We start from the raw sequence: 22,662 nt of genomic DNA on the forward strand, positions 1-22,662 counted from the left end.
TCTCTTTTTTGGGTGCAGTACTACCTATGTATGCTTCCGTACAGAAGAAATCTTATTGAAAATTTAATATTAACTTGCATCAAAAGAGTGATGCGCCGCCTTGATTATGAGTTCAGCACTTTGTCTTTATCAAACTAATGAACGAAAGCAGGATAAATTTTATGAGTATTTATGCATATGACCCGAACCAGAATTATCTGATCGCAGCTTTGCCAGAAAATGATTTTGAAAGGATGGAGCCCCATCTGGAATTGATCAAAGTGAAGACGGGAGACGTACTCTACGAATCGGGTGGCAGACTTCCGTATGTCTATTTTCCAGTGACGTCGACGATTTCGTTGCAGAATCTGATGGAGAATGGCAGTTCTTCTGAGATCGCCGGTATCGGTCGAGAGGGAATGTTAGGTACGATGCTGCTGATGGGGGGGGCAGACAATGCCTTGTCGGGCGCTTGTGCAGATTGCCGGATATGCCTATCGCGTCAGGGCTGATGTGTTACTCAGAGAGTTCAATCAGACTGGAGCTACGTTCCGTCTATTACTTCGTTATACGCAATCGCTGATCACGCAAACGACACAGACAGCTGTTTGTAATCGGCATCACTCTATTGAGCAGCAATTGTGCCGGTGGTTATTATTAACAAATGAACGAGTGAATTGTGACGAGATTGCAGTGACACAAGAGGCGATCGCTAATGTCCTCGGTGTCCGGCGCGAAGGTATTACTGAGGCAGCTGGGTATCTACAAGATCTCCGGTACATTAGCTATCGACGTGGTCATATTACGATTTTGAATCAGCGCGGCTTGGAGGAGCATGTGTGTGAGTGCTACGGGGTAGTGAAAAAAGAATTCCATCGTCTTATGGATCACGCCTGCGAGTCCCATGCACATCGGACGCCAGGCATTCGTTTGCTATCACCGATTTTCCCACCGACATTTCCACCCGTCATACCACCTGTTTATCCACCCACTGGATTGATGTCGAATCAGTGGCGAAAGTAACAGCAGAAAATACCAAGAGGGTACAGGGCTGATCGCGATACGTAATCAGCCCTGTACGCTTTCTCTGTTGTGGATGCATTAGTGGCGTGTTTGTAATGGCAGAGGGTGGTCTTTTAATTGCTCACTATCGGGCTTGGTCATGTTGTCAGAGGCCAATTGATCTGAGGATGGTGTTTGATGCATGTCGTTGAGAAGCCGTTGATACTCCTGTTTCACGACGAGATAGCATTCACAAGCTCGGCCTTCTAGTTTCACGCGATTGAGAACGTTAATACGTCCTTGGTGATAGTCAATAATACCCAGCTTTTCAAGTTTTTCTGTTGCGCCACCTACTTTATCTTTTCTTATACCCAGCATATTAGCAATGAGCCCCTGCGTCATATTGATGGATAGAACGGGAATTCTATCCAGACTGAGCAATAGCCAGCGACAAAATTGTTGTTCAATGCTGTGATGACGGTTGCAAACTGCTGTTTGCGTCATTTGGGTGATTAATGCTTGGGTATATCGTAATAGTAGCCGCAAGAAGGGACCAGCACGGCTGAACTCTTCTTTCAGATATTCCGCTTTAAGGCGGTATCCAAACCCAGCACGCTGGACAATCGCTTGGCTGGATGTACTTTCACCTCCCATAAAAAGAGAGATCCCAATAATTCCTTCATTGCCAACGATAGCAATTTCGGCAGAGGTGCCATTCTCTAGCACATACAACAACGACACCACCGAAGTCGTCGGAAAAAGAACATATTCAATGGGCACATCAGCTTGATAGAGAACTTGTCCTAAAGGCATTTCAATGAGTTCAAGATGCGGAATAAGCCTCTCTAATACCGCAGCGGGGATGGCTGCTAACAATTGATTTTGTGTTGGTCTATGCAAAATATTCAATCATAGATGACTGCAATATCATGACCATATTGGAAAAAACAATGTGGTGTCTGAATGCACGTCTGATAGAGGAAGTTGTCGTTTGCACAGGTCGCAGCGTTGCTAATACAACGGATAATGACTTCTGTGGACGTGAACGAACGAGACAACTGGTTACTTCAGAGAGTAGCAGTTTTTTGGGCCATGTATGTTCGCTATCACACATACAGTTGCTATGCTTTACTTGGACGTTGCGTCGCTGGTGCTATTCTCGACGGCGCTCGGAGCCTGGGGGATGATTTGATCAAACTCTTGTCTGATGACCCAGTAACATTCACAGACTTTCTTTTCCAATCCTGCACGATCAGAAATGTCGATATGCCCTCTGCTGTACTTGATCATGTGGTGTTGTTGTAACTGACTTGCTGCTTGTGTGATTCTTTCGCGACGTAAGCCGAGACTGTTCGCAATCATCTGTTGCGTCATTGGTAAAGAGAACGATGTTGATCGGTCGACGTTTTGTAATAACCAACGACAAAGTTGTTGTTCGACGCTGTGATGCTGATGACAAATTGCAGTCTGCGACATCTGTGTAATGAGTGCTTGCGTATAACGCAACAGAAGACGTAACACCATGCCTGCTCGGTCAAATTCTGCTTTAAGAAAACGTCCCCTTAAGCGGTATGCATAACCAGCCCGCTGAACGACAGCGCAATTTTGCGTTGGGTGCCCCCCCATAAAGACGGAAATGCCGACGATCCCTTCATTGCCAATGGCAGCAACTTCAGCTAGTTCCCCATCTTCCATCATATATAGCAAGGTGATGACGGCGGTCGTTGGGAAGTAGACAAATTCTTGTTTGATACCGGATTCATAGATGGAGTCTGAAACATTCAAACGGATCAACTCAAGATTCGGTAGCAGGCGATCAAATTCGATCGTACTTAAGGCATCCAGAAGGCGATTATGCGTAGGGATACAATGCGTAAGCATGAATGTATTTACCTTGTTATAGAGAGAAAAGATAGGTAACGTCGTCTGAGCTGACTTGCAAGGACAACGTAGCAGAGGCGCGGTCCTTAAGTTGAGCAAAGAGAAAAATAGCGTGTCGAAACACACATCTAACGCGTTGCCGTACTGAAAAATTGATGATGGTAAGGCTATCACGGCGATCACCATTCCTATGCGCGCAGACACACATACAGCGCCTAAGAACTACTATTTTGTAAAATATTTTAAAAAATATAAAAACAAGAACTGAACCACAATCCTGTTGTTCTTATTGTTAGGCCGGTGACCGATGGCATGTGTTGAAAATCTGACAGTGATATGAATAGGCACATGCATTGTGTTCGTTATCGTACTGACCTCCCCACGGCAACATCGTAAATTTCAATCAATCTCATTTAAGGAAAATATGATGACCTCCGTGATCTCGCATGACCTCGATATACTCCTCGCTGAAGGGCGTTCCTTGATTTCCGAAGTAGAAAAAGTGGTAAAGTCACTTGAGAAGCAGCCCGATTCACAGATGAGCGCACTGCATCGCTGTCTTTCAAAGAAAATGCAAGACTTTCAAAGTGCCTTAGTGAGCGCCGAACAGTCGGCTATCAATGGTTCAATGGAAATCATCAAGTCCACGAATGAATATGCTCATACATCGCCTTGGCAAGCCATTGCTATTGCAGGAGCCGTCGGTGCATTGACGACTTATGGGGTGCATCATCTGTTTCAGCGTGACAAGCGTTAACGGCAAAGTGAACAGTAAGATGAACAGCAAGATGTTATGAGTTATTCAGTCTTGATTGCATCTGATAAAGAAGCAGACATACAAGCGTTGATGTCTGCTTTAAAAACTGCGACATCGGAGCATTATCAAATTGAGAGTGTTACCAAGCTGTCTACCGCATTGATATTTCTTGAGCAGCATCATGTGGACGTCATTTTATTAAATTTGTCGCTGCCAGATAGCGAGGGGGTAAATAGCTTTGTTCGTCTCTCCGAGCGTTTCCCGTATGTTCCAATTCTGATTCTTATTGATGAAGAAAAAAATATAATTGATTTTTCCAGCGCTAATGCGGATTTAAGCGGCATTGCTGGGTATTTACTCCGCCCCACGTTTTCTAGTCTTCTGGTGACTCAAACAATTAAAAATATCATCCAGCATCAACTACGCGAAAGCAGTAATTTTGTTGAAAAAACACGCGCTGAAATCATTTTAAATTCAATTGGTGATGCCGTCGTTGGGACAGATTTGTTTGGAAATATCGATTATTTCAATGTCGCTGCCGAGCAATTGACACTCTGGGCTAGAAATCTTGCGCGCGGACGGGCGATTATGGATGTGATGCCGATCATCAATGGTGAGACGAGAAAAGTAATACGTAATCCCATTAACTTGGTCTTAGAGACTGGTTGTCCAGGGTCACTACCAGTCGGCTCGATTATGATCCGTGCAGACGGCACTGAACTCAATATTGAAGATTCGACTGCACCTGTCCATGACGTCAGTGGTGCACTCGTCGGCGCAGTCATGGTTTTCCATGATGTGACGGTGACGCAAGCCATGTCTGCAAAAATGGCTTACTTTGCTAAGCATGACTTTTTGACTAGTTTACCGAACCGTATCTTGTTAAATGATCGTATTTCACAAGCAATCAATCTGGCAAACCGACGGCATACACACCTGGCAATTTTATTTTTGGATCTTGATCATTTTAAGTATATCAATGATTCATTAGGTCATGCCGTTGGAGATCTGCTTTTGCAATCAGTGACTGAGCGGCTTTGTGCATGCGTGAGAAACTCGGATACGGTGAGTCGTCAGGGTGGGGATGAGTTTATTATTTTGATTAATGAAGATCTCTCAGGAGAAAACGCTTCATTGACAGCAGTAAAAATACTCCATGCGCTGGCTATTGCACAGAACGTAGGTGAACATGTCTTACATGTTACGACCAGTATTGGGATCAGCATTTATCCAAACGACGGTGAAAATGCAGAAACATTGATCAAAAACGCCGATACCGCTATGTATCAGGCCAAAGACAAAGGTCGAAATAATTATCAATTTTTTAAAAAAGAAATGAATGACCGTGCAGTTGAGCGGCAGTTAATTGAGTCTCAATTACGGCAGGCGATCTCGAAAAAAGAGTTTCTTTTACTTTATCAACCAAAGATTTGTCTCGCAACCGGTGTGATTACTGGTGTTGAGGCACTCTTGAGGTGGAATCATCCACAATGGGGCGATATCAAGCCGTCCCGTTTTATCACAATTGCAGAAGATTCTGGTTTGATCGTTGAAATTGGGCGTTGGGTATTACGTGAAGCCTGTCAACAAATGAAACGATGGAACGATGCAGGTGTCGCACTCGATAATGTTGCAGTCAATATTTCGGCATTAGAATTTAGACGTTTAGACTTCGCTTCTACAGTATCTGACATACTTCTTGAATTTGGTTTGGCGGGCAAATACTTACAATTGGAAATTACCGAAAGTGTCCTCATGCGTGATGTTGATCTGAGCGCCGATATTTTGCGTACATTAAAAAAGATGGGTATTCAAATCGCCGTTGATGACTTTGGTACGGGATATTCAAGCTTGAGCTATCTGAAAAAATTTCCGATTGATGTCCTCAAAATCGATCAGTCTTTTGTCCGAGATATCGGTTCTTCCGGCGAGGATAGTGCAATTGTCAGCGCTATTATTGCAATGGGGAATAGTTTAAATTATCTTGTCGTTGCTGAAGGTGTCGAGGAATTGGTACAAGAAGAATTTCTCAAAAAACTCCATTGCAAAGAGGCGCAGGGATATTTTTTTGGATGTCCGATGGATGCACAGAGTGTGGCTGATTTGGTCGCGCATAGGACGGATTTTTCCTGATGCTGAGGACCTCGCTGATAAATTGAGGTCCTCAACACCTTATGAGATGTTACATATAGTAGTTTTTCCTAAATAGCCAAAATAAGCTTTCTCTGTGTTCCATGTTCGGATGATCCGAGCGTGTTTAGAAAGCTATACCTGGATGGAAAATATCTATTTCCATCCCAGTATTTCTGCTTTTTTTCTTGCCACTGGTGCAGTCGATTCGGATGGTACGCCGATGATGATTGGTACAACGACGTGGCTATCGGTCGCTAAGCCGAGTTCTTTCTTCCATTCAGACGTATTTAGAACGGGGAGCGCAAAGCCAATAACGCAGGTTGCTAATCCGTATGCGCCTGCGGCCAACATCAGGTTTTCTGCGGCGAGCCAACAGTCTGCTTCAGCATAGGTTCCTACTGGCTTCGCACAAATAATAATCAACGTGGGTGCATTATAAAAAATCGAAAAGTCAGTCGACGTAAATCGTTGATGGAGAGTGCTACCCGACAGTATTGGTTTGACCGGTGCTTCAGCAAAAGCTTTCTTTGCTGCCTCTGAAATTCTACGTAACACACTCAGGTCCTGAATGACCATAAATTGCCAGGGCTCCTCATGCATCGCCGTTGGCGCTTGGACTGCTGCATCCAGTAGTTGCAATATCCGCTCTTTGGTGAGTTTTTCATCGGTATAGCTCCTAACGGCGCGACGTTGGTATATCGCCTCTATAACGCTCAGATTTTCAGTATTGCCTTGTTTGACAGGGATGTTATGCATGGTGATTTCCTATTTGTGACAGCGTAAAGTGGGATGAAACATCTGATTATTTTCTTTTGCTCGTTTGATTTCTGTACGTTTGCCCACAAGCTGAGCGAGATCTTTGCAGTTTGGTTACTTAGCGTACAGATCGAGCGTGATTGAAGAGACACCATGCTTCTATCGCGCGCAAATTGCACATCATGTCAGACGCTATTTGCAGGCGCTTCTCTCTCCTTTGATTGGAAGAATTCGATGCAAGAACAGGAAAAGCGAGTCACGACAGAAGATATTCCAATGTCAGACGATAGTGCTGCATCGCCGCTGGCAATTGATGACAGCCGCTTGGTTGTGCAATTAGAGCTTGCCAAAAAGAAGCTGGCTGAATCGTCTGATGCACTCTTGCGAGTGCGAGCTGATGCTGAAAATAGTCGCCGTCGGTTTAACGAGGATCTTGAAAAGTCCCGCAAGTTTGCGATTGAGAGCTTCGCCGAATCCATGGTCCCCGTCAAAGACAGTCTTGAAATGGCCTTGATGCTCGATTGGCCTTCATTTGAGGCTATACGGGAGGGCGTTGAAATCACACTCAAGCAACTCAATGCTGCCTTTGAACGACATGGATTGAAGGAAATTACACCCCAGCGAGGTGAAAAAATTGACCCTGCCATTCACCAAGCTGTGGCGCTAATCAGTACTGGCGAACAAGCATCAGATACGGTTGTCAGTGTTTTACAAAAAGGTTACATGCTTGCCGATCGCTTATTACGTCCTGCGATAGTCACGGCAGCACAAACACCAACGATGTAAGTCGTCTTCCCTCAGTCGGGAGGCGGCGTTTGTTACTTTAACTAAGGAATTGTGATGAGTAAAATTATTGGGATTGATCTGGGTACCACTAACTCTTGTGTTGCGGTAATGGAGGGGGGGAAGGCAAAGGTCATTGAAAATTCCGAGGGAGCAAGAACAACGCCATCGATTATCGCTTATCAGGAGAGTGGCGAAATTTTAGTTGGTGCAACGGCAAAGCGCCAGGCAGTCACGAATCCTGTTAATACGTTATTTGCAGTCAAACGACTCATTGGTCGTAAATTTGATGAAAAAGAAGTACAAAAAGATATTGGCTTGATGCCGTTTAAAATCGTAAAGGCGGAGAACGGCGACGCATGGATTGCTGTGCGCGATAAACAACTCGCCCCGCCGCAGATTTCGGCTGAAGTCCTACGCAAAATGAAGAAAACTGCTGAAGACTATCTCGGACACGAAGTCACTGAAGCAGTGATTACGGTCCCCGCCTATTTTAATGATGCGCAGCGCCAGGCCACTAAGGACGCTGGCAGGATTGCGGGATTGGACGTCAAGCGGATTATCAATGAACCAACTGCTGCTGCTCTCGCGTTTGGGCTGGATAAAAATGAAAAAATGGATAAAAAGATCGCCGTTTATGATTTGGGTGGCGGTACATTTGACGTCTCTATCATCGAGATTGCTGCGGTTGATAACGAAAAGCAATTTGAAGTGCTATCGACCAATGGCGATACATTTTTAGGTGGCGAAGACTTTGATCAGCGCATTATTGACTACATCATCGATGAATTTAAAACGCTGCATGGCATTGATCTGAAAAAAGATCCGATTGCCTTGCAACGGATAAAAGCCTCTGCGGAACGCGCTAAAATTGAACTCTCCTCTGCGCAGTTGACAGAAATTAATGAGCCATACATCGCCATGGCCAACGGTGCGCCGGTCCATCTGACACAAAAAATTACGCGTGCCAAATTAGAGTCACTGGTTGAAGCGTTGATCAACGCCACCATTGAACCTTGCCGGATTGCGATCGCTGATGCGGGTATTTCTGTGACCGATATTGATGATGTGATCCTAGTGGGCGGTATGACACGCATGCCAAAAGTACAGGAAAAAGTGCGTGAATTTTTTGGTAAAGAAGCGCGCAAAGACGTCAATCCCGATGAGGCCGTTGCTGTTGGTGCAGCAATACAGGGTGCAGTTTTATCCGGCGATCAGAAAGATTTGTTGCTATTGGATGTGACGCCGCTTTCCCTTGGTATCGAAACAATGGGAGGCGTGATGACAAAAATGATTCCAAAAAATACCACGATACCTACTAAATTTAGCCAGACATTTTCGACTGCCGATGACAACCAGGCTGCAGTGACGATTAAGGTATTTCAGGGCGAACGTGAAATCGCCTCAGGCAATAAAGCACTTGGTGAATTTAATCTTGAGGGTATTCCTCCTGCAGCCCGTGGTATTCCACAAATTGAGGTGAGCTTTGATATTGACGCTAACGGCATTTTACATGTGGGCGCGAAAGATAAAGCGACCGGCAAGGAAAATACGATCACCATCAAGGCGAACTCAGGACTGACGGAAGAGGAAATTCGCCACATGGTTGATGACGCGTTAGCGAATGCCGAAGGAGATAAAAAATTACGCGAACTTGCTGAGGTACATAACAAGGCCGATGCCACGATTCATCATGCCCATAAATCAATGACGGACGCTGCGGAAAAATTAAGTGCCAGCGACCGGATGGAATTGGATCAGGCAATCAATACGCTCAAAGAAAGTTTGAAAACAGGTGATCAAGCAGCAATATTGACAAAACAGAAATTTGTAGAGGATCTGCTGCAAAAGCTTGTTCATACATCACAACCTCAGTCTCAATCAGGACAGCCTTCGGAGACGGATGCCCAGCAGGAGGCAAATGGGCATGCCGCGCAAGGATCGGCTCATCCGGATGACGTGGTCGAAGCTGATTTCAAAGAAGTCAAACAGCCATAAATTGGTTATGCCTTGTGAGAAAGTCCGCCGAGAAATCTACCAGCAATAGGGCGCATGCGTTTGTTGCAGCTCATTATAAAATTGAAGCAGGAAACGCATGAAATATAAAGATTATTACGAAGTCCTCGGTGTACCGCGCTCAGCGTCGGAGGCAGAAATAAAAAAGGCGTATAGGCGACTAGCGCATGAATATCATCCGGATATTTCTAAAGATCCGGCGGGTGAAGAAAAGTTTAAAGCGGTGGCCGAGGCCTATGCCGTCTTAAAAAGTAAAGAAAAAAAAGACGAATACGATCGTTTGGGGCAGCAACCCGCTGGAAATGAATTTTCTCCACCACCACGGTGGCAGGACGAATTCTCGAGCGGGCCAGGCTCTTTCGACGATGTGGATTTGTCTGACATGTTTAAGGCGTTCAACCGCTCTCATCGTGGCAATTACCGTCACGAGCCTGAACCTTTACAAGGGGAAGATTATTCTGTCAGCGTCGGAGTGACGTTGGATAAAGTGATGAATGGTGGTGAGGCAGAGGTGGCTGTTGAATTGCCTGATTATGATAAGAACGGGCTACCACATCGCCGGTTACATACATTTCAGATCCAAATTCCAGTCGGCGCAGGCGAAGGGCAACGACTGCGTTTGGCTGGTAAGGGTGGGGTTGGTTCTGACGGTGGTAAAAATGGTGACTTGTATGTCAAATTGAAAATTCTGCCTCATGCGATTTTCCGCGTCGCAGGGCGAGATCTTTATGTCGATTTGCCAATTTCTCCGTCCGAGGCGGCGCTAGGTTGCGAGGTAACAATGGCTATTTTTGGTGTTCACCTGAAAATCATGATCAAAGCGGGTACCAGTTCTGGACAGCACTTGCGATTAGCACACAAAGGATTGCCAGCAGCTAAAAAGGGCGCATTCAAATCCGGTGATTTATATGCACTTATCCGTATCGTTGTTCCCCCGCAACTGACAGACAAACAGCGAAGTTTATACGAACAATTAGCTTTAGTTACCGAAAAACCTAAGCGTGATTTTATTATCGAGGAACATCGATGAATAGCGGACTGACGAATGAAAAAGTGAAATCTGTTTGTAATGCCTATTATTTGATGGAAGTATCGGGATTGTCTGAGATAGAACTTGATGCACTAATTGAGCACAAACTATTAACACCCATCAATGATGCTGAACATTCAGAGAAACATTTAAGAACGGGCGAGACGCTACATTTTGCTTTGCATGCAGTATTTTTCACGACCTCTGCCAGACGTCTTCGTGACGACTTTGAGCTCGACTGTAATGGACTCATCATGGCACTCACGTTAATACGACAGATTGATACGCTCTCGGATGAAATTCGATGGCTCAATGCGCGTCTTCCTTCACCTGTATGTTAACTATTGATCGAATGATCCGAAACATGTGCGGCAACGTACAGATTTATTGGCTGTTAAAACATATCATTTTAACTTCGGAAATAGAAAATTATTTGTTGGTCAAGCAAGAGGATTTTTTTACTGATTTACCTTTTTCTATACAACAAAAACCAATTGACTGATTCTATAAATAGTTCAAATAACACCGAACTACCGGGGCTGGCGGTCGGGAAACATTCCAGCACCAATTAAATGTACTAAAAAAATACGCTTGTAAGTAGTAGAAATTGAATGATGTTGTGACATACATGGAAAAACAATGACGAACTCAATTCATCTTGATGCGAAATCAACAGATCTGAATTACGACCCGAATCATCTTTTGAACACCATGATCAAAAACTTGCACCTCAAAAATGATGCGGCGCTCTCTCGTGCGCTAGAAGTGGCGCCGCCAGTGATAAGTAAAATCCGTCACCGGCATCTTGCAGTAGGTGCTACGTTACTCATCAGGATGAATGAAATCAGTGGTGTTGATATCAAGGAGCTTCGCCGTTTAATGGGAGATCGACGTAAGAAATTTATCAACAATGATTTGGCTCGTCAGGAAAATAGTGAATCAGATCCTACTGATGAATCTTTGGAACCTGGATCGCCACATTAATACCAATTGACCGATTCGTATAGTCGGATCAATAACGAATTGAACCTCGAAGTACTACATTTTTTGTACCGCTTATTTCGTCCCGATTAATTAAAGAAGCTAGTCGTTTTTTCTATTCTGGCGACTTTGTTTATCAACATCACAGGAGCATTTTATGAAAAAACTAGCCATCACACTCATTTCGACTTTACTCGTCGGTACAGCATTCGCAAAAGGCCCCGAACTAGATGTCGCCCCGCCAAAGGCGATGGCTGCTGATACGACGTCCGATACCGAAAAATGACTACTACGCGCGATGCGAAAAATGAAAAACATATTAAAGAGTTGCATGCAAAGTTGAAAATTACTGCAGCAGAAGAAAATTTATGGAGCGCCGTTGCCCAGGCAATGCGAGATAGTGTTGCGGAAATTGATAAGGCGGTGGATAAGCGGGCGTCGATGATGCATGGGGCGAGCGCGGTCGAGGAGTTAAGTGCTTACGCTGATATTGCACAAGCCCATGCTGACTCGGTAAAAAAGCTATCGATTGCTTTCGTGCCTTTGTATAAAGCGATGCCTGATGCGCAAAAAAAAGTTGCTGATGAAGTGTTTATGCAACGTGATCACGGCAAGATGATGATGATGAGAGCAAAATAAATCCGAATCACAACGAGTAATCCGATATGGAAAGAAAATCATGAAAATGAAATTAATTGCAGCCATTCTCACTCTCTGTGGTGTGGTTGCTGCGCCGGTGTCGAATGCACAGATTATCGTTGGATTTGGTTTCGATAGTTGTGGCTATCCTGGTTATTATCAAACTTGCCCTGCGTTTGGCCCACCAACTGGCGTCTATTTAGGCGGAGGTGGTTGGGGACGTGGTGCCGACTCTCGTGACGAGCACCGCGTCGAACGTCGTGGTTCATCGCATGGACGGTCGCAGCATGGTGACCGGCAAAATGGCCGTCGATAGCTTCGGACTGATCAATTTGATGACTGAACTAGCATGTGTTTCAGGGCGCTGACTTGCAGATCAGCTCAGCTTTTTCTTTTGCACGGTTATAGCGCTGTTTAGCTCTCGCTTCTGTTTTTAGCGTGGCGTTAGCGACGTCTTCTCTTGCCCAATTCACACGTAATTGTGCTTGATTACAGGCTGCTTTATGATGCTGGATCTTTTCCGCTTGTTTGGCAGAAATTTTTACCTGCTTCTCTCGTTCCCTTTCACGCTCTTGCTGCAGATGTTTTAGTTCAGCTTGGGCGTGCTTTTGTCTGTCGATCGCCGCTTTTTGTTCTTCGTTTGTCGGTGTCGCTGCTTTGATTTTTAAGGGACCAATTTGCTTTTGGTCGCCACTGCATGCAGTTTGAGTGAATTGGGTATTACCATTTTTTTCGCATTGATATACTTGAGCAGATGCGTTTGAGAGAGTATAAAACGTTGTCATGAAGACGACGATGGAAAATTTTCTATATTTTTGAATGGTAGTTTGCGTAATTTGCATCAATGTCATGCTCCTGACTTATAAGATTTTTCCTGGATTCATCAGATTATCTGGGTCGAGTGCTTTTTTTATTGATCGCATTAGTTCCAACTCAACCGGTGATTTGTACCGGATTAATTCGTCACGTTTTAATGCGCCGATGCCATGCTCTGCTGAGATGGAACCTTGGTAGCGATGTACCTCATCGTGAACTAGTTGGTTGATTTTGTCTTGCTGAAGTAAAAAAATCTGGTCTTCAACATCTGCGGGGGGCGAAATATTGTAATGAAGATTGCCATCGCCCATATGTCCAAAGCAGACTACACGTGAACCAGAGAAATATTTGTCTAGCTGTTCGCCTGCTGTCTTTATAAACGCTGGAATGGAGGAGCTTGGAATTGAAATATCATGTTTAATATTTTTACCCTCCGCTGCTTGCGCCATTGAAATATTTTCACGTAACTGCCACAAATAACTTGCTTGACTGAGTGATTCAGCAATCACTGCATCGTTAGCAATCGTTGGAGCTAATGCGCTTTCAAGAACGCGCTCCATCATTTCTCGGGCATGAATTTCAGACTCTTGGTCGGAAATTTCCACTAGTACGTAGTACGGATATTGTTTTGCAAAAGGCAACGGAATGTCTGGGAAATGCTTGTGTACTAACTCCAGACTGATCGATGAAATGAGTTCGTAAGTTGTTAAAGCCGATCCAAATGCATTACGTGCGAGGTTCAGCAAGTTTAGTGCCGATGTGGGGGATGATAGTGCTAGAAAAGCTGTCTGGATTGCTTTGGGTTTGGGGTAGAGTTTGAGTACCGCCGCAGTAATAATGCCCAGAGTTCCTTCAGCCCCAATAAACAAGTCGCGTAGATCATAACCGGTGTTATCTTTTCGTAAGCCTTTGAGTCCTTCCCAGATATCACCGTTGGCAGTGACTACCTCTACACCCAAGCATAACTCACGAGCATTTCCGTAACGCAGTACCGCCGTACCTCCGGCATTGCTAGAGAGGTTGCCGCCAATAGTGCAGGTGCCTTCAGAGGCCAGCGATAAAGGAAAGAGCCGATGATGGCTATCTGCATATTGTTGAATCTGGCTCAGGATGCAACCAGCTTCAACGGTCATCGTGTTGTTGGCAACATCAATTGCTCTAATGGCATTCAGGCGTTTTAGCGACAAAATGATTGACGTGCCAGAAGCATCAGGAATACTACCTAAAACGAGACCCGTATTGCCACCTTGTGGGACAACGCTGATTGTGAATTGCTTGCATAGCGTTACAATTGCGGCGACTTCTGAGGTCGATCCTGGGCGCACCACAGCAAGAGCGCGCCCACGAAAGCGCTGACGCCATTCGGTTTCATAGGCTAGAAGATCCGTATCATCGGTCAGAACATATTGCTCGCCAATCGCATTACGGCATCGTTGCAGAAATTCATTCATTGGTGCGTTTATGTGCTTTCGCTGCTTGCTTTAGTGGTCGCAAATAAACCAAAATTGCGGCAAAATAGGTCAAAGATAAGAGAATCTCTAGCCATGCGCAGAGCACTGAAATGCTCACTGTATCGCTATATGCGCGAACACTGCCTTCTGTAAAGTAAATCCAGATGAGCATCGATGTCCATTGCATCGTGTAGTTGTCTTTGCGTAGAACACCGCGTAAAGGCAAAAATAAGGGCAGGGCTTTCAGTACCATCCAGGAGCCGCCAGGGCGTAATGGTGCGAGCAGCGTTTCCCAAGCGATGCAAAGCATCACCAATAATACGAGTGCGCCGCACGCGATTGTATGCGCTCTTTGTAGACGAACACTGATCATGTTGTACGGTGCAGCTTTAGCGCTGTTTCAGCGAGTCGTTTACCTAAAGCGATAGCAAGTTTGCGACTATCATCCGACACTGGATTCTTACCGTCAAGGCCCGACCAATGTGTTGCGCCATAGGGACTGCCGCCAGTCGTGGTCGTCATCAGTTCTGGTTGGCCGTAAGGCAGACCTACTAATAACATGCCGTGATGGAGAAGCGGAAGCATCATTGTCAACAGCGTTGATTCTTGTCCTCCATGTAAGCTGCCCGTTGACGTAAATACACTGGCAGGTTTGCCAGTTAACGTACCGGAGAGCCAGTCTGCGGCAGTTCCATCCAGAAAATATTTCATTGCAGCTGCCATGTTGCCAAAGCGGGTTGGCGATCCTAAGGCTAGGCCGGCGCATTCTTTTAAATCCGCTAACTCGACATACGGTGCGCCATCGGTTGGGATATCTGACTCAACAGCCTCGACAGTGGTAGAAACAGCTGGGACTGTGCGTAAGCGTGCATCGCACCTAGGAACACTCTCTATGCCCTGAGCGATGAATTCGGCCATTTTTTGGGTGCTGCCATGGCGCGAATAAAATAAAACGAGAATCGTAAGCGAGGATGTATTCATAATGATTATTATATGAGACTTTTTGGGCACTCTCTAAGTAAAATAGCGGCAACTTATTTTTTTAAGAAAATTATGCGCGGATTGTCGTTGAAGCATTTACAGAATCTCTTTTTTTTCGGCCTGCAAAGGTTGCGTGAAGGAAGACTGACGCAAGTTGCTGGGAGCTTGACTTTCACGACCGTCTTAGCGCTCGTACCTATCTTGACTGTGGCGCTGGCAATTTTTACGGCATTTCCGTTGTTCAACACGTTCCGCACATCGCTTGATGCCTATTTTGTTCAGAATTTAATGCCCAAAGGGATTGCGAACACCATTCTAGGCTACCTGACCCAATTTGCGACCAAGGCGACGCGTTTATCTGCCGTGAGTGGTGTTGCATTAATGATGACAGCCGTTGCTACCATGGCTACTATTGACCGGGCTTTTAATGAAATCTGGCAAGTAAAACGATCGCGGCCTTTCGTTCAGCGGTTATTAGTATATTGGGCGATTGTCACTTTGGGGCCATTCTTAATTGGCGTCTCCATTTCGATTACTTCATACTTATTTACTGCGACCAGCGGTGTCGTTGGCGCTGTCCCTTTTATTGGGGGGGTGTTTTATACGCTGATCTCAGTTGGTTTTACTACCTGTGCTTACACATTATTGTATCTGGCTGTTCCTAACCGGGCGGTGGATTGGCATGATGCTGCTTGGGGGGGCGTATTCGCCGGTTGTGCATTTGAGGTGGCGAAGCGAGGATTTGCGATTTTTGTAACGCACTTTCCAACGTACACTATTGTCTATGGAGCGCTTGCCGCGGTACCGATTTTTCTGATCTGGATTTATTTGTCATGGTTAATCACGCTGATTGGTGCCGTCATCGCCGCCGCGTTACCGATTGTGAAGTTTGAACGTTGGTGGCATGTGCCAACACCCGGAAGTGCATTTGAGGATGCGATGCGCTTGCTTCAGGTACTCGCGCTGGCACGCAAAGAGAAAAATGATGCCGTGGTTAGTGTGGCGCAACTCCGCCTGAAGACGCGATTTGGGCTGGATGAAATCGAAGGCTTGTTGGGGCGCATGCAAGAGGCTGGCTGGGTCTCCCAAATTGTGGCAGATGTCGTTACGAAAAGTCAGTCCGTATGGTGGGCCAAAAGAAACGAGGGTGGGGAGTTATGGACATTAACTGCCAACCCAGAAAAATTGAAACTTGCGGATATCTACCGGATCTTTGTATTTGAGCCTGTTCAGGGGAGCCGCTTGTCGACGGTCGTTGAAGTGGCGATGGAATCTCAATTGCAAGAAAGTTTGGAGCAATATTTGCTTAATCACGCATTAGAAAACCAATGAAATTCAATGTAATCTCCTGCCAGGAGCTCGATGTTGGATTGCAAACTGCATGGACGCATTTATTGCAGGGTGCGCCCACTTATCAGAGTCCTTATTATCACCCAACTTATTCTTTACTGGTTGGTGAATCACGTCCTGATACCCGTATCCTGGTGATGGAAGACGCAGGTGCAGTCTGTGGTTTTCTTCCATTTCATCACAAAAGTAAGCTGGTTGCTGAGGTGGTTGGTGGCGGCCTTACTGATTATCAGGGACCAGTGTTGGCACCGCGCATGCAAATGCCGCTGACAGCAGCGTTGCGTGCGATGCGTGTCTGCTACATGGGTTTTAACCATATGCCGTCTGAGCGAGTTGAGTTTTCACCTTTTGCGTGGGAGTACAGCAAGTCACTGACTTTAAACTTAGAGGGTGGGTTTGCCGCTTATGCACAACGATTACAAGAAACACGGGATGCCTCTTTATTAAAAAAAATAGAGACTAGTGAACGAAAATTAGCTAAAAAAATAGGGCCATTACGTTTTTGCTTTGATACCCATCAACCGGAAGAATTTGCTGCGTTGTTAAAGGGGAAGTCAGATCAGTTTATTCGTACTCTTGGTCCGGCACATGATGCGTTTGCCATACCTTGGATTCGTTCAACTGTTGAGGCTATTCATCATGCAAATGCCGGTGATTTTGCGGGGGTACTTTCAACCTTGTACGCTGGAGATACTTTGATTGCAGCCCATTTTGGAATGCGTTCGGCGACGACCCTACATTATTGGTTTCCGTGGTATGAAACGGCCTTCGCTGAGTTTTCTCCTGGGTTGATACTATTGGCCTCTTGTGCGAGAGAGGCAGCATTGACAGGGGTTAACTTGATTGATTTGGGTAGGGGAGAACAGCCTTATAAACTTCGTTTTGCGACTGGTCATATAGATTTGTGTGAGGGTGCGGTATCTTCGCCTGCAATCATCAGTCGGACCCAGGCAAGTTATTCGCAATTGCGGCAAGGACTTAAAAATTCATCGATGGGTAACTATCTGCGCCAATTGAAAAATCGCCTAAAATAAATCAGAAAAACGAGACGTTAAATCATCTCGTTTTTCCATTCTGCACATGGTCTCGGTGGTGCTCTAGTGTGCTTAGTTAGTAAGCGTTCTTGTCGCCAAATACAACCTTTACTGTTCGCCATAAAATGACAAAATCAAGCCAGATAGTCCAGTGTTGTAAATAATAGAGATCGTAATCAACCCTGGCCTGCATTTTTTCTAACGTATCAGTCTCTCCACGAAGGCCATTCACCTGTGCCCATCCAGTGATGCCTGGTTTGATTTTGTGGCGGAACATATAGCCATTGACTAACTTGCGGTACAGCTCATTGTGCGCGACCGCATGTGGACGTGGTCCGACCAAGCTCATGTCACCAGTCAGAACATTAAAAAGCTGCGGTAACTCGTCCAAGGATGTTTTACGGATAAAACTGCCAAATTTCGTTACCCTGTTATCGCCTATTGTTGCCTGAATCACTGGCGTATCTTTGGGCGCCATCTTCATACTGCGGAATTTATAGACATTGATCGCTTTTCCGGCAATGCCATACCGGACCTGTTTGAAGAACACAGGACCAGGGGAGCTTAATCTGACGCCAATCGCAATGGCTAACAAAACGGGCGATAAAAGAATTAAGCCAATAAGTGCGCCACAAAAGTCAATCAGCCGCTTAGGTAGCGCAGCCAGACCGATGAAGGGTGTTTCTGCAGAAGCCAATACGGCTCTTCCCGCTAATTCGCGCAGTTGAATGCCTGGCATACCAAAAATTAAAGATTCCGGTACAAAATAAGTTGTCGCAGTGCTGTCGTATAGGATCTCCAATATTTCTGACAGTTCTTCAGGCTCTTTGGTGTTTAACCCAATAAAGACGACATCCACTTTGATTTTCCCTGTTTCTGGGTCCACAATCCAATCAACCGCGTCACTCAAATCACCAAGACGTTCCAGTTTTGCAGGCGGTCGAGAGGCATTGCGGTTATCAAAAAAACCAATGATGTCAACCGCTGCTAATGGCGAATCGCGCAAGGAGTTCACCAGATCTGCACATGCTGAGTTGGACCAAATGAGAACCGCTTTACGCCGATTGTTGGGGTTTGAATAGTATGCAGTAGCAATGCCACGAATAAGTAACGCCATCACCAACAACGAGAAGGGCGTAATGACTAGCCAGAGTAGCATGACCTTCCGAGAGAGTTGTTCTGATGTTTTATCAACGTACGCAGAGAGTAAAACCACCATAAAAACAATAAACCAACGCCATGTCAGCTTTGGTAGTAGTGAGAAGACATTCTTCTCCTGGAGCGAATTCAAAAGTCTGTGACTAGAAAAAACAATAATACTAGTCATCGCCGCAATGACAAAACGAATACCAAAAACGTCATCATCAACATGCCCAACGACACTGATAATGCTGAACAAGGTCACGCAAATGGCTGCACTAAAGGCAATGCCAGTGAGTACCGACAATAAGTGTGCCGGTTGTGACGCAGTCGTGTGGGAATGGGAGCTGAACATGATTTATCAGTTGAAAAACGTGAAGTTACCTTACTTCTTTTTTGAAGAATAAGTTTTTAATTTGCCCCAACTGCCAGCGATGTAGGTGCTCCCTGAATTCGAGATTGTCATAGCGAGGTGCGCCCTTAAGCGCTGCGCCAATGTATCCGGCGATGATCAATAGGCCCCCAATGAAAAAAGGCTTTTCGCGCATGCGGAAAACGCCAGAGGCAATAGCATACAAAGGATGGTATCCCATAAACCAGATACCTCGCCCCCAACGCAGGCGGCCGCGGTAGACATTTTTATCTGAGGAGCCCATCAAGCGATGATGCATCAATACTGCGTCAGGGTGATAAAAGCTTTTGGTATTCCAACCCTTCATTCTGGCAGTATGAACGTCAATCCCGTCCCAAAGCACTTCTTCGACAAATCCACCAATTTGTTCAAAGGCGACGCGTCGGTACAGTTTGAACTGGCCTGCGACATGTTCATCAATAATTAGTTCTTCAATGCGCTGTCCATCCTCTTCGCGGAACACTTTACCGGAAACGGCGGCTAATTTTGGATCGTTAGCAAACTCCTTGAACATCACTTCTAGGTACTTCGGGCCAAAGGACATGTCGCCGTCAAGCTTGGCAATGTACTGGTAGTCAGTGTGTTGAATTTGTGAAATGCCAAATTTAAACGCTGCAACTACGCCTCCGCCTACTTTTCGGAATCCGCGATCTGGACGCTTGACGAGACGAATGAAGTTGTATTTTTCTGCATATTCCTGCACGATCTCGGCAGTGTTGTCACGCGACCCATCATCGACAATAATCCATTCGACTGGATGTACTGTTTGCTGCACTATAGAGTCAAGCGTAAGTCGGATAAGATCTGCTTCATCGCGAACTGGGGCAATAATTACCAAAGGAACAGTGTTGACGTTTTTTACCTGATTGTTTAATGCTTCAGGGGAGTTGTTGTTATCTGCGTGCATAGTCGTCATAAGTTCTCTTTAGATTCTTTTGCGTAATGTTAACGTAGCTTAACAAGGGTGACAATTTATTAATGGTTAATTATTGTTATGTCAGAGTAATTCTCATGGCGAAATTGGCTATACTGGCTTCGTTTTGTTTCTATGACAAAAAAATATCACGGAAATGGTTGTTGCAAGATAAAATAAACTGTTTTCCTTATACGTTTTCTTATACGCTTGGTTTTCAATGATTTTTGCCGCCAGATCTAAATTAAAGCTGAAACTTCCAGGTTTTTATATCGCTGGACTGTGTTTGCTATTGTTCTCGTTTAATTTGATGGCGCAAGACGATAATCATAACCCTCCCTCGCAGTTGAAGATTGAGCAAAATTTAACAGGACTGGCTGGTGCTGTTTACTCTCCAAAAGTGGGAAACGTCGCTGTTAGTGATGCCAATCCGGATTCTGGGGAACTGCAGAATGACATCGTTGGCGAGGGCGATCAATTATTAGTAACGGTTTTTGGTCAGCCTGATTTAAGTGCCGATATTATCGTTGGTGCAAATGGTGTTGTAACCTTGCCCTTGGTAGGTACTGTAGAAGTCAAAGGAAAAACGGGTTCGGAAATCGCAGTTATTTTTGCAAACAAGCTAGAAGCGGGTCAATACTTGGTGAACCCGAAAGTGTCGGTAAAAGTTGGCCAGCAAATCAGTCGTAGTTTCTCCGTCCTTGGTGAGGTTTCGCGACCAGGTCGTTTTATTTTACAGGGTACCCTAAGTGTACTAGACGCCTTAAGTTTAGCTGGAGGTTTGACGCAGCGGGCGGATAAAACCATCAAAATTCTACGCCGCTCAAGTGTTGATGGAAAAACCGAACTGGCGCAATACGCGAGTATTCAACTTGATTTCGACAATGATAGAAATAACGGTCAGTTTACGCAGAAAGTTCTGCCAAATGACGTTCTGGTCGTTGGTCAGTTAAAGAATTTTTACGTCTATGGTGAGGTACGTCGCCCAGGGGCTTACCCGATGGAAGATGATTTGAATGTCATGCGTGTTATTTCTATCGGCGGTGGTGTGACTGATCGTGGTAGTACTTCGCGCATGGTTATTCACCGCAAATTGCCAAATGGCGAAATGAAAGAGATCGCCGCGCGCATTACCGATGTGGTGCGTCCGGGTGATGTTGTATTTATTAATGAACGCATTTTCTAAAATCACCAATGCGAAGTTCACCCACTGAATTAATTCTTTCGTTTACACAAATTGGCGCAATGCTGCGCGCAAGAAAGACGTTGATTTTTAACGTCACAGTAGCGGCAGTTGTTATTGCAGCGGTCGTTAGTCTCATTTTGCCGAAGACTTACGTAGCCAGCGCTAATATTTATATCGATTATCGGATTAATGACCCCATTAACGGGCGGCAGTTTAATCCGATGCAAGACGAAAGCTATTTGGAGACGCAGTTTGACCTTATCCGCAGTGTTCAGGTGGCTCAACGCGTGATTGAGTCGCTTCGTTTGCAAGATACTGACGATTTCCGAACTCTCGTTGCTAAATACGGAGAACAGCGCTCCCTGAGACTATTAGCTGAGTCAATTACCGAGCACGTGGAAGTTGCACCACACAAAAATAGCCGAGTTGTCGAGGTCCAATATTCGTCTCATCATCCTAAAGAAGCGAAAGACATTACTAACGCAGTCGTAAAAGCATATATCGACCTGTCCTTGGAAATGATGAATGCTCCCGCACGTGCGCGTAAGGATCAATACAATACCCAGTTAGAGACGCTGAGTCGTCAGATTGATGAGATTCAGAAAAAGTTAACCAGTTATCAGCAAGAGTTTCAAATTGTTGATGTTGATGAGCGTGCTGACCTAGAATCTCGCCAGATGAGTGCACTGAGTGCTCGCATATTGGATGTGCAACTACAACGTGTGGAAGCGCAGGCTAAAAAGCAGTCCTTGGATGGTCTTGTAAAACAAGGAAACCTGCGTTCGGATCTTCCGGAGGTCGTCGGCGCCGGTAATATTTCTGGTCTCAAAGCTGCGTTAATCGCGTTGGATGTGCAATTGGCGAATGCGCAATCAACGCTTGGGCCGCGTCATCCAAAATATATTGCTATTCAGGACGAGCGCCAGACTCTGCTGGCAAGGCTGAAGCGTGAATCATCAACAGCGGTTGATTCGATGCAATCCGTAGAAAGTCGGCTTGCTCGTCAGCAAAAGGTTATGGAGGAAGAGCTGGCAACTTATCAGAAAAAAACATTTGAGAATAAAAAACATCGTGATGTGATCAGTTCATATCAGCGTCAGCTCGATAGCGTACAAAAAATTTACAACGCTGCGATTCAGAAATTTGATGAATTGCTGATGACGAGTAATGTTGCCATTTCTGATGCGACAGTGATGCAATGGGCCGAAGTACCTGACAAACATGCCAAGCCTCTCATGAGGAATAATCTGATCTTTGGTCTGCTTGGTGGTCTCTTGTTCGGTCTGAGTCTTGCCTTTTTGCTGGAGCTATTACAACGAAGAGTTCGTTGCGCGGAAGATCTCGAGCGCGAATTTGATGTGCCAGTACTTGCTCAAATCGGTTTTGAAGAGGCACCTTCAGTCTCCGGACGCGTATAAAACA

25 protein-coding genes are annotated in these 22,662 nt (G+C 45.3%); 16 read left to right on the top strand and 9 right to left on the bottom strand.

Going from position 1 to position 22,662, the window contains the following annotated elements; translation table 11 throughout:
• The first annotated feature begins 161 nt into the window (after positions 1 to 161).
• Both ACO0KV_RS14095 and ACO0KV_RS14100 read left to right on the top strand, forming a co-directional pair.
• Positions 162 to 491: a hypothetical protein gene (locus tag ACO0KV_RS14095; RefSeq protein WP_423043171.1), complete on the top strand. Its 330-nt coding sequence runs from the start codon at positions 162 to 164 to the stop codon at positions 489 to 491.
• Complete coding sequence (locus ACO0KV_RS14100) at positions 436 to 1,002, top strand: Crp/Fnr family transcriptional regulator (RefSeq protein ID WP_423043172.1); 567 nt, start codon at positions 436 to 438, stop codon at positions 1,000 to 1,002. Before ACO0KV_RS14095 ends, ACO0KV_RS14100 begins: the two co-directional genes overlap by 56 nt.
• Before the next feature lie 78 nt (positions 1,003 to 1,080).
• On the opposite strand, the gene ACO0KV_RS14105 is transcribed toward ACO0KV_RS14100, so the two are convergent.
• Entirely contained in the window at positions 1,081 to 1,890 is an 810-nt protein-coding gene (locus ACO0KV_RS14105; RefSeq protein WP_423043173.1) for a Crp/Fnr family transcriptional regulator, read from the bottom strand.
• Positions 1,891 to 2,109: 219 nt separating this feature from the next.
• A complete protein-coding gene (locus tag ACO0KV_RS14110; RefSeq protein ID WP_423043174.1) occupies positions 2,110 to 2,862 on the bottom strand; it encodes a Crp/Fnr family transcriptional regulator in 753 nt (250 codons plus the stop codon).
• Positions 2,863 to 3,286: 424 nt separating this feature from the next.
• On the opposite strand from ACO0KV_RS14110, the gene ACO0KV_RS14115 reads away from it, so the two are divergent.
• Together ACO0KV_RS14115 and ACO0KV_RS14120 are read left to right on the top strand one after the other, a co-directional pair.
• A complete protein-coding gene (locus ACO0KV_RS14115) occupies positions 3,287 to 3,619 on the top strand; it encodes a glycine zipper domain-containing protein (RefSeq protein ID WP_423043175.1) in 333 nt (110 codons plus the stop codon).
• Positions 3,620 to 3,655: 36 nt separating this feature from the next.
• Positions 3,656 to 5,752: a putative bifunctional diguanylate cyclase/phosphodiesterase gene (locus tag ACO0KV_RS14120; protein ID WP_423043176.1), complete on the top strand. Its 2,097-nt coding sequence runs from the start codon at positions 3,656 to 3,658 to the stop codon at positions 5,750 to 5,752.
• A gap of 153 nt (positions 5,753 to 5,905) precedes the next feature.
• On the opposite strand, the gene ACO0KV_RS14125 is transcribed toward ACO0KV_RS14120, so the two are convergent.
• Positions 5,906 to 6,508, bottom strand: a complete 603-nt coding sequence (locus tag ACO0KV_RS14125; RefSeq protein ID WP_423043177.1) for a nitroreductase family protein — start codon at positions 6,506 to 6,508, stop codon at positions 5,906 to 5,908.
• 234 nt (positions 6,509 to 6,742) lie between these two features.
• Here ACO0KV_RS14125 and grpE point away from each other — a divergent pair, with 234 nt between their 5' ends.
• The 8 genes from grpE (at position 6,743) to ACO0KV_RS14165 (ending at position 12,273) form a co-directional block, all read left to right on the top strand.
• Positions 6,743 to 7,294 (top strand): nucleotide exchange factor GrpE, encoded by a 552-nt coding sequence (gene grpE, locus ACO0KV_RS14130; RefSeq protein WP_423043178.1) that lies wholly within the window; start codon positions 6,743 to 6,745, stop codon positions 7,292 to 7,294.
• Between the two features lie 54 nt (positions 7,295 to 7,348).
• The gene (gene dnaK, locus ACO0KV_RS14135) at positions 7,349 to 9,289 is read left to right on the top strand and encodes a molecular chaperone DnaK (protein ID WP_423043179.1); all 1,941 of its coding nucleotides are present in this window, start codon (positions 7,349 to 7,351) and stop codon (positions 9,287 to 9,289) included.
• A 97-nt stretch (positions 9,290 to 9,386) separates the two neighbouring features.
• The gene (locus ACO0KV_RS14140) at positions 9,387 to 10,337 is read left to right on the top strand and encodes a DnaJ C-terminal domain-containing protein (protein WP_423043180.1); all 951 of its coding nucleotides are present in this window, start codon (positions 9,387 to 9,389) and stop codon (positions 10,335 to 10,337) included.
• The gene (locus tag ACO0KV_RS14145) at positions 10,334 to 10,678 is read left to right on the top strand and encodes a chaperone modulator CbpM (RefSeq protein WP_423043181.1); all 345 of its coding nucleotides are present in this window, start codon (positions 10,334 to 10,336) and stop codon (positions 10,676 to 10,678) included. The genes ACO0KV_RS14140 and ACO0KV_RS14145 overlap by 4 nt, the downstream gene beginning before the upstream one ends.
• Before the next feature lie 298 nt (positions 10,679 to 10,976).
• Positions 10,977 to 11,321, top strand: coding sequence for a hypothetical protein (locus ACO0KV_RS14150; RefSeq protein WP_423043182.1), 345 nt, complete (start codon positions 10,977 to 10,979; stop codon positions 11,319 to 11,321).
• 154 nt (positions 11,322 to 11,475) lie between these two features.
• Positions 11,476 to 11,604: a hypothetical protein gene (locus tag ACO0KV_RS14155; RefSeq protein ID WP_423043183.1), complete on the top strand. Its 129-nt coding sequence runs from the start codon at positions 11,476 to 11,478 to the stop codon at positions 11,602 to 11,604.
• The gene (locus ACO0KV_RS14160; RefSeq protein WP_423043184.1) at positions 11,601 to 11,957 is read left to right on the top strand and encodes a Spy/CpxP family protein refolding chaperone; all 357 of its coding nucleotides are present in this window, start codon (positions 11,601 to 11,603) and stop codon (positions 11,955 to 11,957) included. The genes ACO0KV_RS14155 and ACO0KV_RS14160 overlap by 4 nt, the downstream gene beginning before the upstream one ends.
• Before the next feature lie 40 nt (positions 11,958 to 11,997).
• Positions 11,998 to 12,273 (top strand): hypothetical protein, encoded by a 276-nt coding sequence (locus tag ACO0KV_RS14165; protein ID WP_423043185.1) that lies wholly within the window; start codon positions 11,998 to 12,000, stop codon positions 12,271 to 12,273.
• Positions 12,274 to 12,313: 40 nt separating this feature from the next.
• Here ACO0KV_RS14165 and ACO0KV_RS14170 read toward each other — a convergent pair whose 3' ends face one another.
• The 4 genes from ACO0KV_RS14170 to wrbA form a co-directional block, all read right to left on the bottom strand.
• On the bottom strand, positions 12,314 to 12,742 hold the full coding sequence (locus ACO0KV_RS14170) for a DUF4124 domain-containing protein (protein ID WP_423043186.1): 429 nt from the start codon (positions 12,740 to 12,742) through the stop codon (positions 12,314 to 12,316).
• A gap of 75 nt (positions 12,743 to 12,817) precedes the next feature.
• Entirely contained in the window at positions 12,818 to 14,224 is a 1,407-nt protein-coding gene (locus ACO0KV_RS14175) for an FAD-binding oxidoreductase (protein WP_423043187.1), read from the bottom strand.
• A complete protein-coding gene (locus ACO0KV_RS14180) occupies positions 14,217 to 14,597 on the bottom strand; it encodes a DUF2069 domain-containing protein (protein ID WP_423043188.1) in 381 nt (126 codons plus the stop codon). Before ACO0KV_RS14180 ends, ACO0KV_RS14175 begins: the two co-directional genes overlap by 8 nt.
• Positions 14,594 to 15,205: an NAD(P)H:quinone oxidoreductase gene (gene wrbA, locus ACO0KV_RS14185; protein WP_423043189.1), complete on the bottom strand. Its 612-nt coding sequence runs from the start codon at positions 15,203 to 15,205 to the stop codon at positions 14,594 to 14,596. Before wrbA ends, ACO0KV_RS14180 begins: the two co-directional genes overlap by 4 nt.
• Before the next feature lie 87 nt (positions 15,206 to 15,292).
• Between wrbA and ACO0KV_RS14190 the strand changes: the two genes are divergently transcribed.
• Positions 15,293 to 16,537, top strand: coding sequence for a YihY family inner membrane protein (locus ACO0KV_RS14190; protein ID WP_423043190.1), 1,245 nt, complete (start codon positions 15,293 to 15,295; stop codon positions 16,535 to 16,537).
• A complete protein-coding gene (locus ACO0KV_RS14195; RefSeq protein ID WP_423043191.1) occupies positions 16,534 to 17,589 on the top strand; it encodes a GNAT family N-acetyltransferase in 1,056 nt (351 codons plus the stop codon). Before ACO0KV_RS14190 ends, ACO0KV_RS14195 begins: the two co-directional genes overlap by 4 nt.
• Positions 17,590 to 17,665: 76 nt before the next feature.
• Here ACO0KV_RS14195 and ACO0KV_RS14200 read toward each other — a convergent pair whose 3' ends face one another.
• Both ACO0KV_RS14200 and ACO0KV_RS14205 read right to left on the bottom strand, forming a co-directional pair.
• Positions 17,666 to 19,084, bottom strand: coding sequence for an undecaprenyl-phosphate glucose phosphotransferase (locus tag ACO0KV_RS14200; protein ID WP_423043192.1), 1,419 nt, complete (start codon positions 19,082 to 19,084; stop codon positions 17,666 to 17,668).
• A 25-nt stretch (positions 19,085 to 19,109) separates the two neighbouring features.
• Positions 19,110 to 20,057, bottom strand: coding sequence for a glycosyltransferase (locus ACO0KV_RS14205; RefSeq protein WP_423043193.1), 948 nt, complete (start codon positions 20,055 to 20,057; stop codon positions 19,110 to 19,112).
• Between the two features lie 283 nt (positions 20,058 to 20,340).
• Between ACO0KV_RS14205 and ACO0KV_RS14210 the strand changes: the two genes are divergently transcribed.
• Together ACO0KV_RS14210 and ACO0KV_RS14215 are read left to right on the top strand one after the other, a co-directional pair.
• Positions 20,341 to 21,240: an SLBB domain-containing protein gene (locus ACO0KV_RS14210; protein WP_423043194.1), complete on the top strand. Its 900-nt coding sequence runs from the start codon at positions 20,341 to 20,343 to the stop codon at positions 21,238 to 21,240.
• Positions 21,241 to 21,248: 8 nt separating this feature from the next.
• Positions 21,249 to 22,658: a Wzz/FepE/Etk N-terminal domain-containing protein gene (locus ACO0KV_RS14215; RefSeq protein ID WP_423043195.1), complete on the top strand. Its 1,410-nt coding sequence runs from the start codon at positions 21,249 to 21,251 to the stop codon at positions 22,656 to 22,658.
• Positions 22,659 to 22,662 lie beyond the last annotated feature (4 nt).

Origin of the sequence: Undibacterium sp. RuRC25W, from assembly GCF_049339825.1 — a bacterium.
In the GTDB taxonomy this organism is placed as follows: Bacteria; Pseudomonadota; Gammaproteobacteria; order Burkholderiales; family Burkholderiaceae_D; genus Undibacterium.

Bases quoted from the DNA above. Each gene is read 5' to 3' on its own strand.
- ACO0KV_RS14095 (WP_423043171.1), top strand. From the start codon at position 162: ATGAGTATTTATGCATATGACCCGAACCAGAATTATCTGATCGCAGCT.
- ACO0KV_RS14100 (WP_423043172.1), top strand. From the start codon at position 436: ATGCCTTGTCGGGCGCTTGTGCAGATTGCCGGATATGCCTATCGCGTC.
- ACO0KV_RS14110 (WP_423043174.1), bottom strand. From the start codon at position 2,862: ATGCTTACGCATTGTATCCCTACGCATAATCGCCTTCTGGATGCCTTA.
- ACO0KV_RS14115 (WP_423043175.1), top strand. From the start codon at position 3,287: ATGATGACCTCCGTGATCTCGCATGACCTCGATATACTCCTCGCTGAA.
- ACO0KV_RS14120 (WP_423043176.1), top strand. From the start codon at position 3,656: ATGAGTTATTCAGTCTTGATTGCATCTGATAAAGAAGCAGACATACAA.
- ACO0KV_RS14125 (WP_423043177.1), bottom strand. From the start codon at position 6,508: ATGCATAACATCCCTGTCAAACAAGGCAATACTGAAAATCTGAGCGTT.
- grpE (WP_423043178.1), top strand. From the start codon at position 6,743: ATGCAAGAACAGGAAAAGCGAGTCACGACAGAAGATATTCCAATGTCA.
- dnaK (WP_423043179.1), top strand. From the start codon at position 7,349: ATGAGTAAAATTATTGGGATTGATCTGGGTACCACTAACTCTTGTGTT.
- ACO0KV_RS14140 (WP_423043180.1), top strand. From the start codon at position 9,387: ATGAAATATAAAGATTATTACGAAGTCCTCGGTGTACCGCGCTCAGCG.
- ACO0KV_RS14145 (WP_423043181.1), top strand. From the start codon at position 10,334: ATGAATAGCGGACTGACGAATGAAAAAGTGAAATCTGTTTGTAATGCC.
- ACO0KV_RS14150 (WP_423043182.1), top strand. From the start codon at position 10,977: ATGACGAACTCAATTCATCTTGATGCGAAATCAACAGATCTGAATTAC.
- ACO0KV_RS14155 (WP_423043183.1), top strand. From the start codon at position 11,476: ATGAAAAAACTAGCCATCACACTCATTTCGACTTTACTCGTCGGTACA.
- ACO0KV_RS14160 (WP_423043184.1), top strand. From the start codon at position 11,601: ATGACTACTACGCGCGATGCGAAAAATGAAAAACATATTAAAGAGTTG.
- ACO0KV_RS14165 (WP_423043185.1), top strand. From the start codon at position 11,998: ATGAAAATGAAATTAATTGCAGCCATTCTCACTCTCTGTGGTGTGGTT.
- ACO0KV_RS14170 (WP_423043186.1), bottom strand. From the start codon at position 12,742: ATGACAACGTTTTATACTCTCTCAAACGCATCTGCTCAAGTATATCAA.
- ACO0KV_RS14175 (WP_423043187.1), bottom strand. From the start codon at position 14,224: ATGAATGAATTTCTGCAACGATGCCGTAATGCGATTGGCGAGCAATAT.
- ACO0KV_RS14180 (WP_423043188.1), bottom strand. From the start codon at position 14,597: ATGATCAGTGTTCGTCTACAAAGAGCGCATACAATCGCGTGCGGCGCA.
- wrbA (WP_423043189.1), bottom strand. From the start codon at position 15,205: ATGAATACATCCTCGCTTACGATTCTCGTTTTATTTTATTCGCGCCAT.
- ACO0KV_RS14195 (WP_423043191.1), top strand. From the start codon at position 16,534: ATGAAATTCAATGTAATCTCCTGCCAGGAGCTCGATGTTGGATTGCAA.
- ACO0KV_RS14200 (WP_423043192.1), bottom strand. From the start codon at position 19,084: ATGTTCAGCTCCCATTCCCACACGACTGCGTCACAACCGGCACACTTA.
- ACO0KV_RS14205 (WP_423043193.1), bottom strand. From the start codon at position 20,057: ATGACGACTATGCACGCAGATAACAACAACTCCCCTGAAGCATTAAAC.
- ACO0KV_RS14215 (WP_423043195.1), top strand. From the start codon at position 21,249: ATGCGAAGTTCACCCACTGAATTAATTCTTTCGTTTACACAAATTGGC.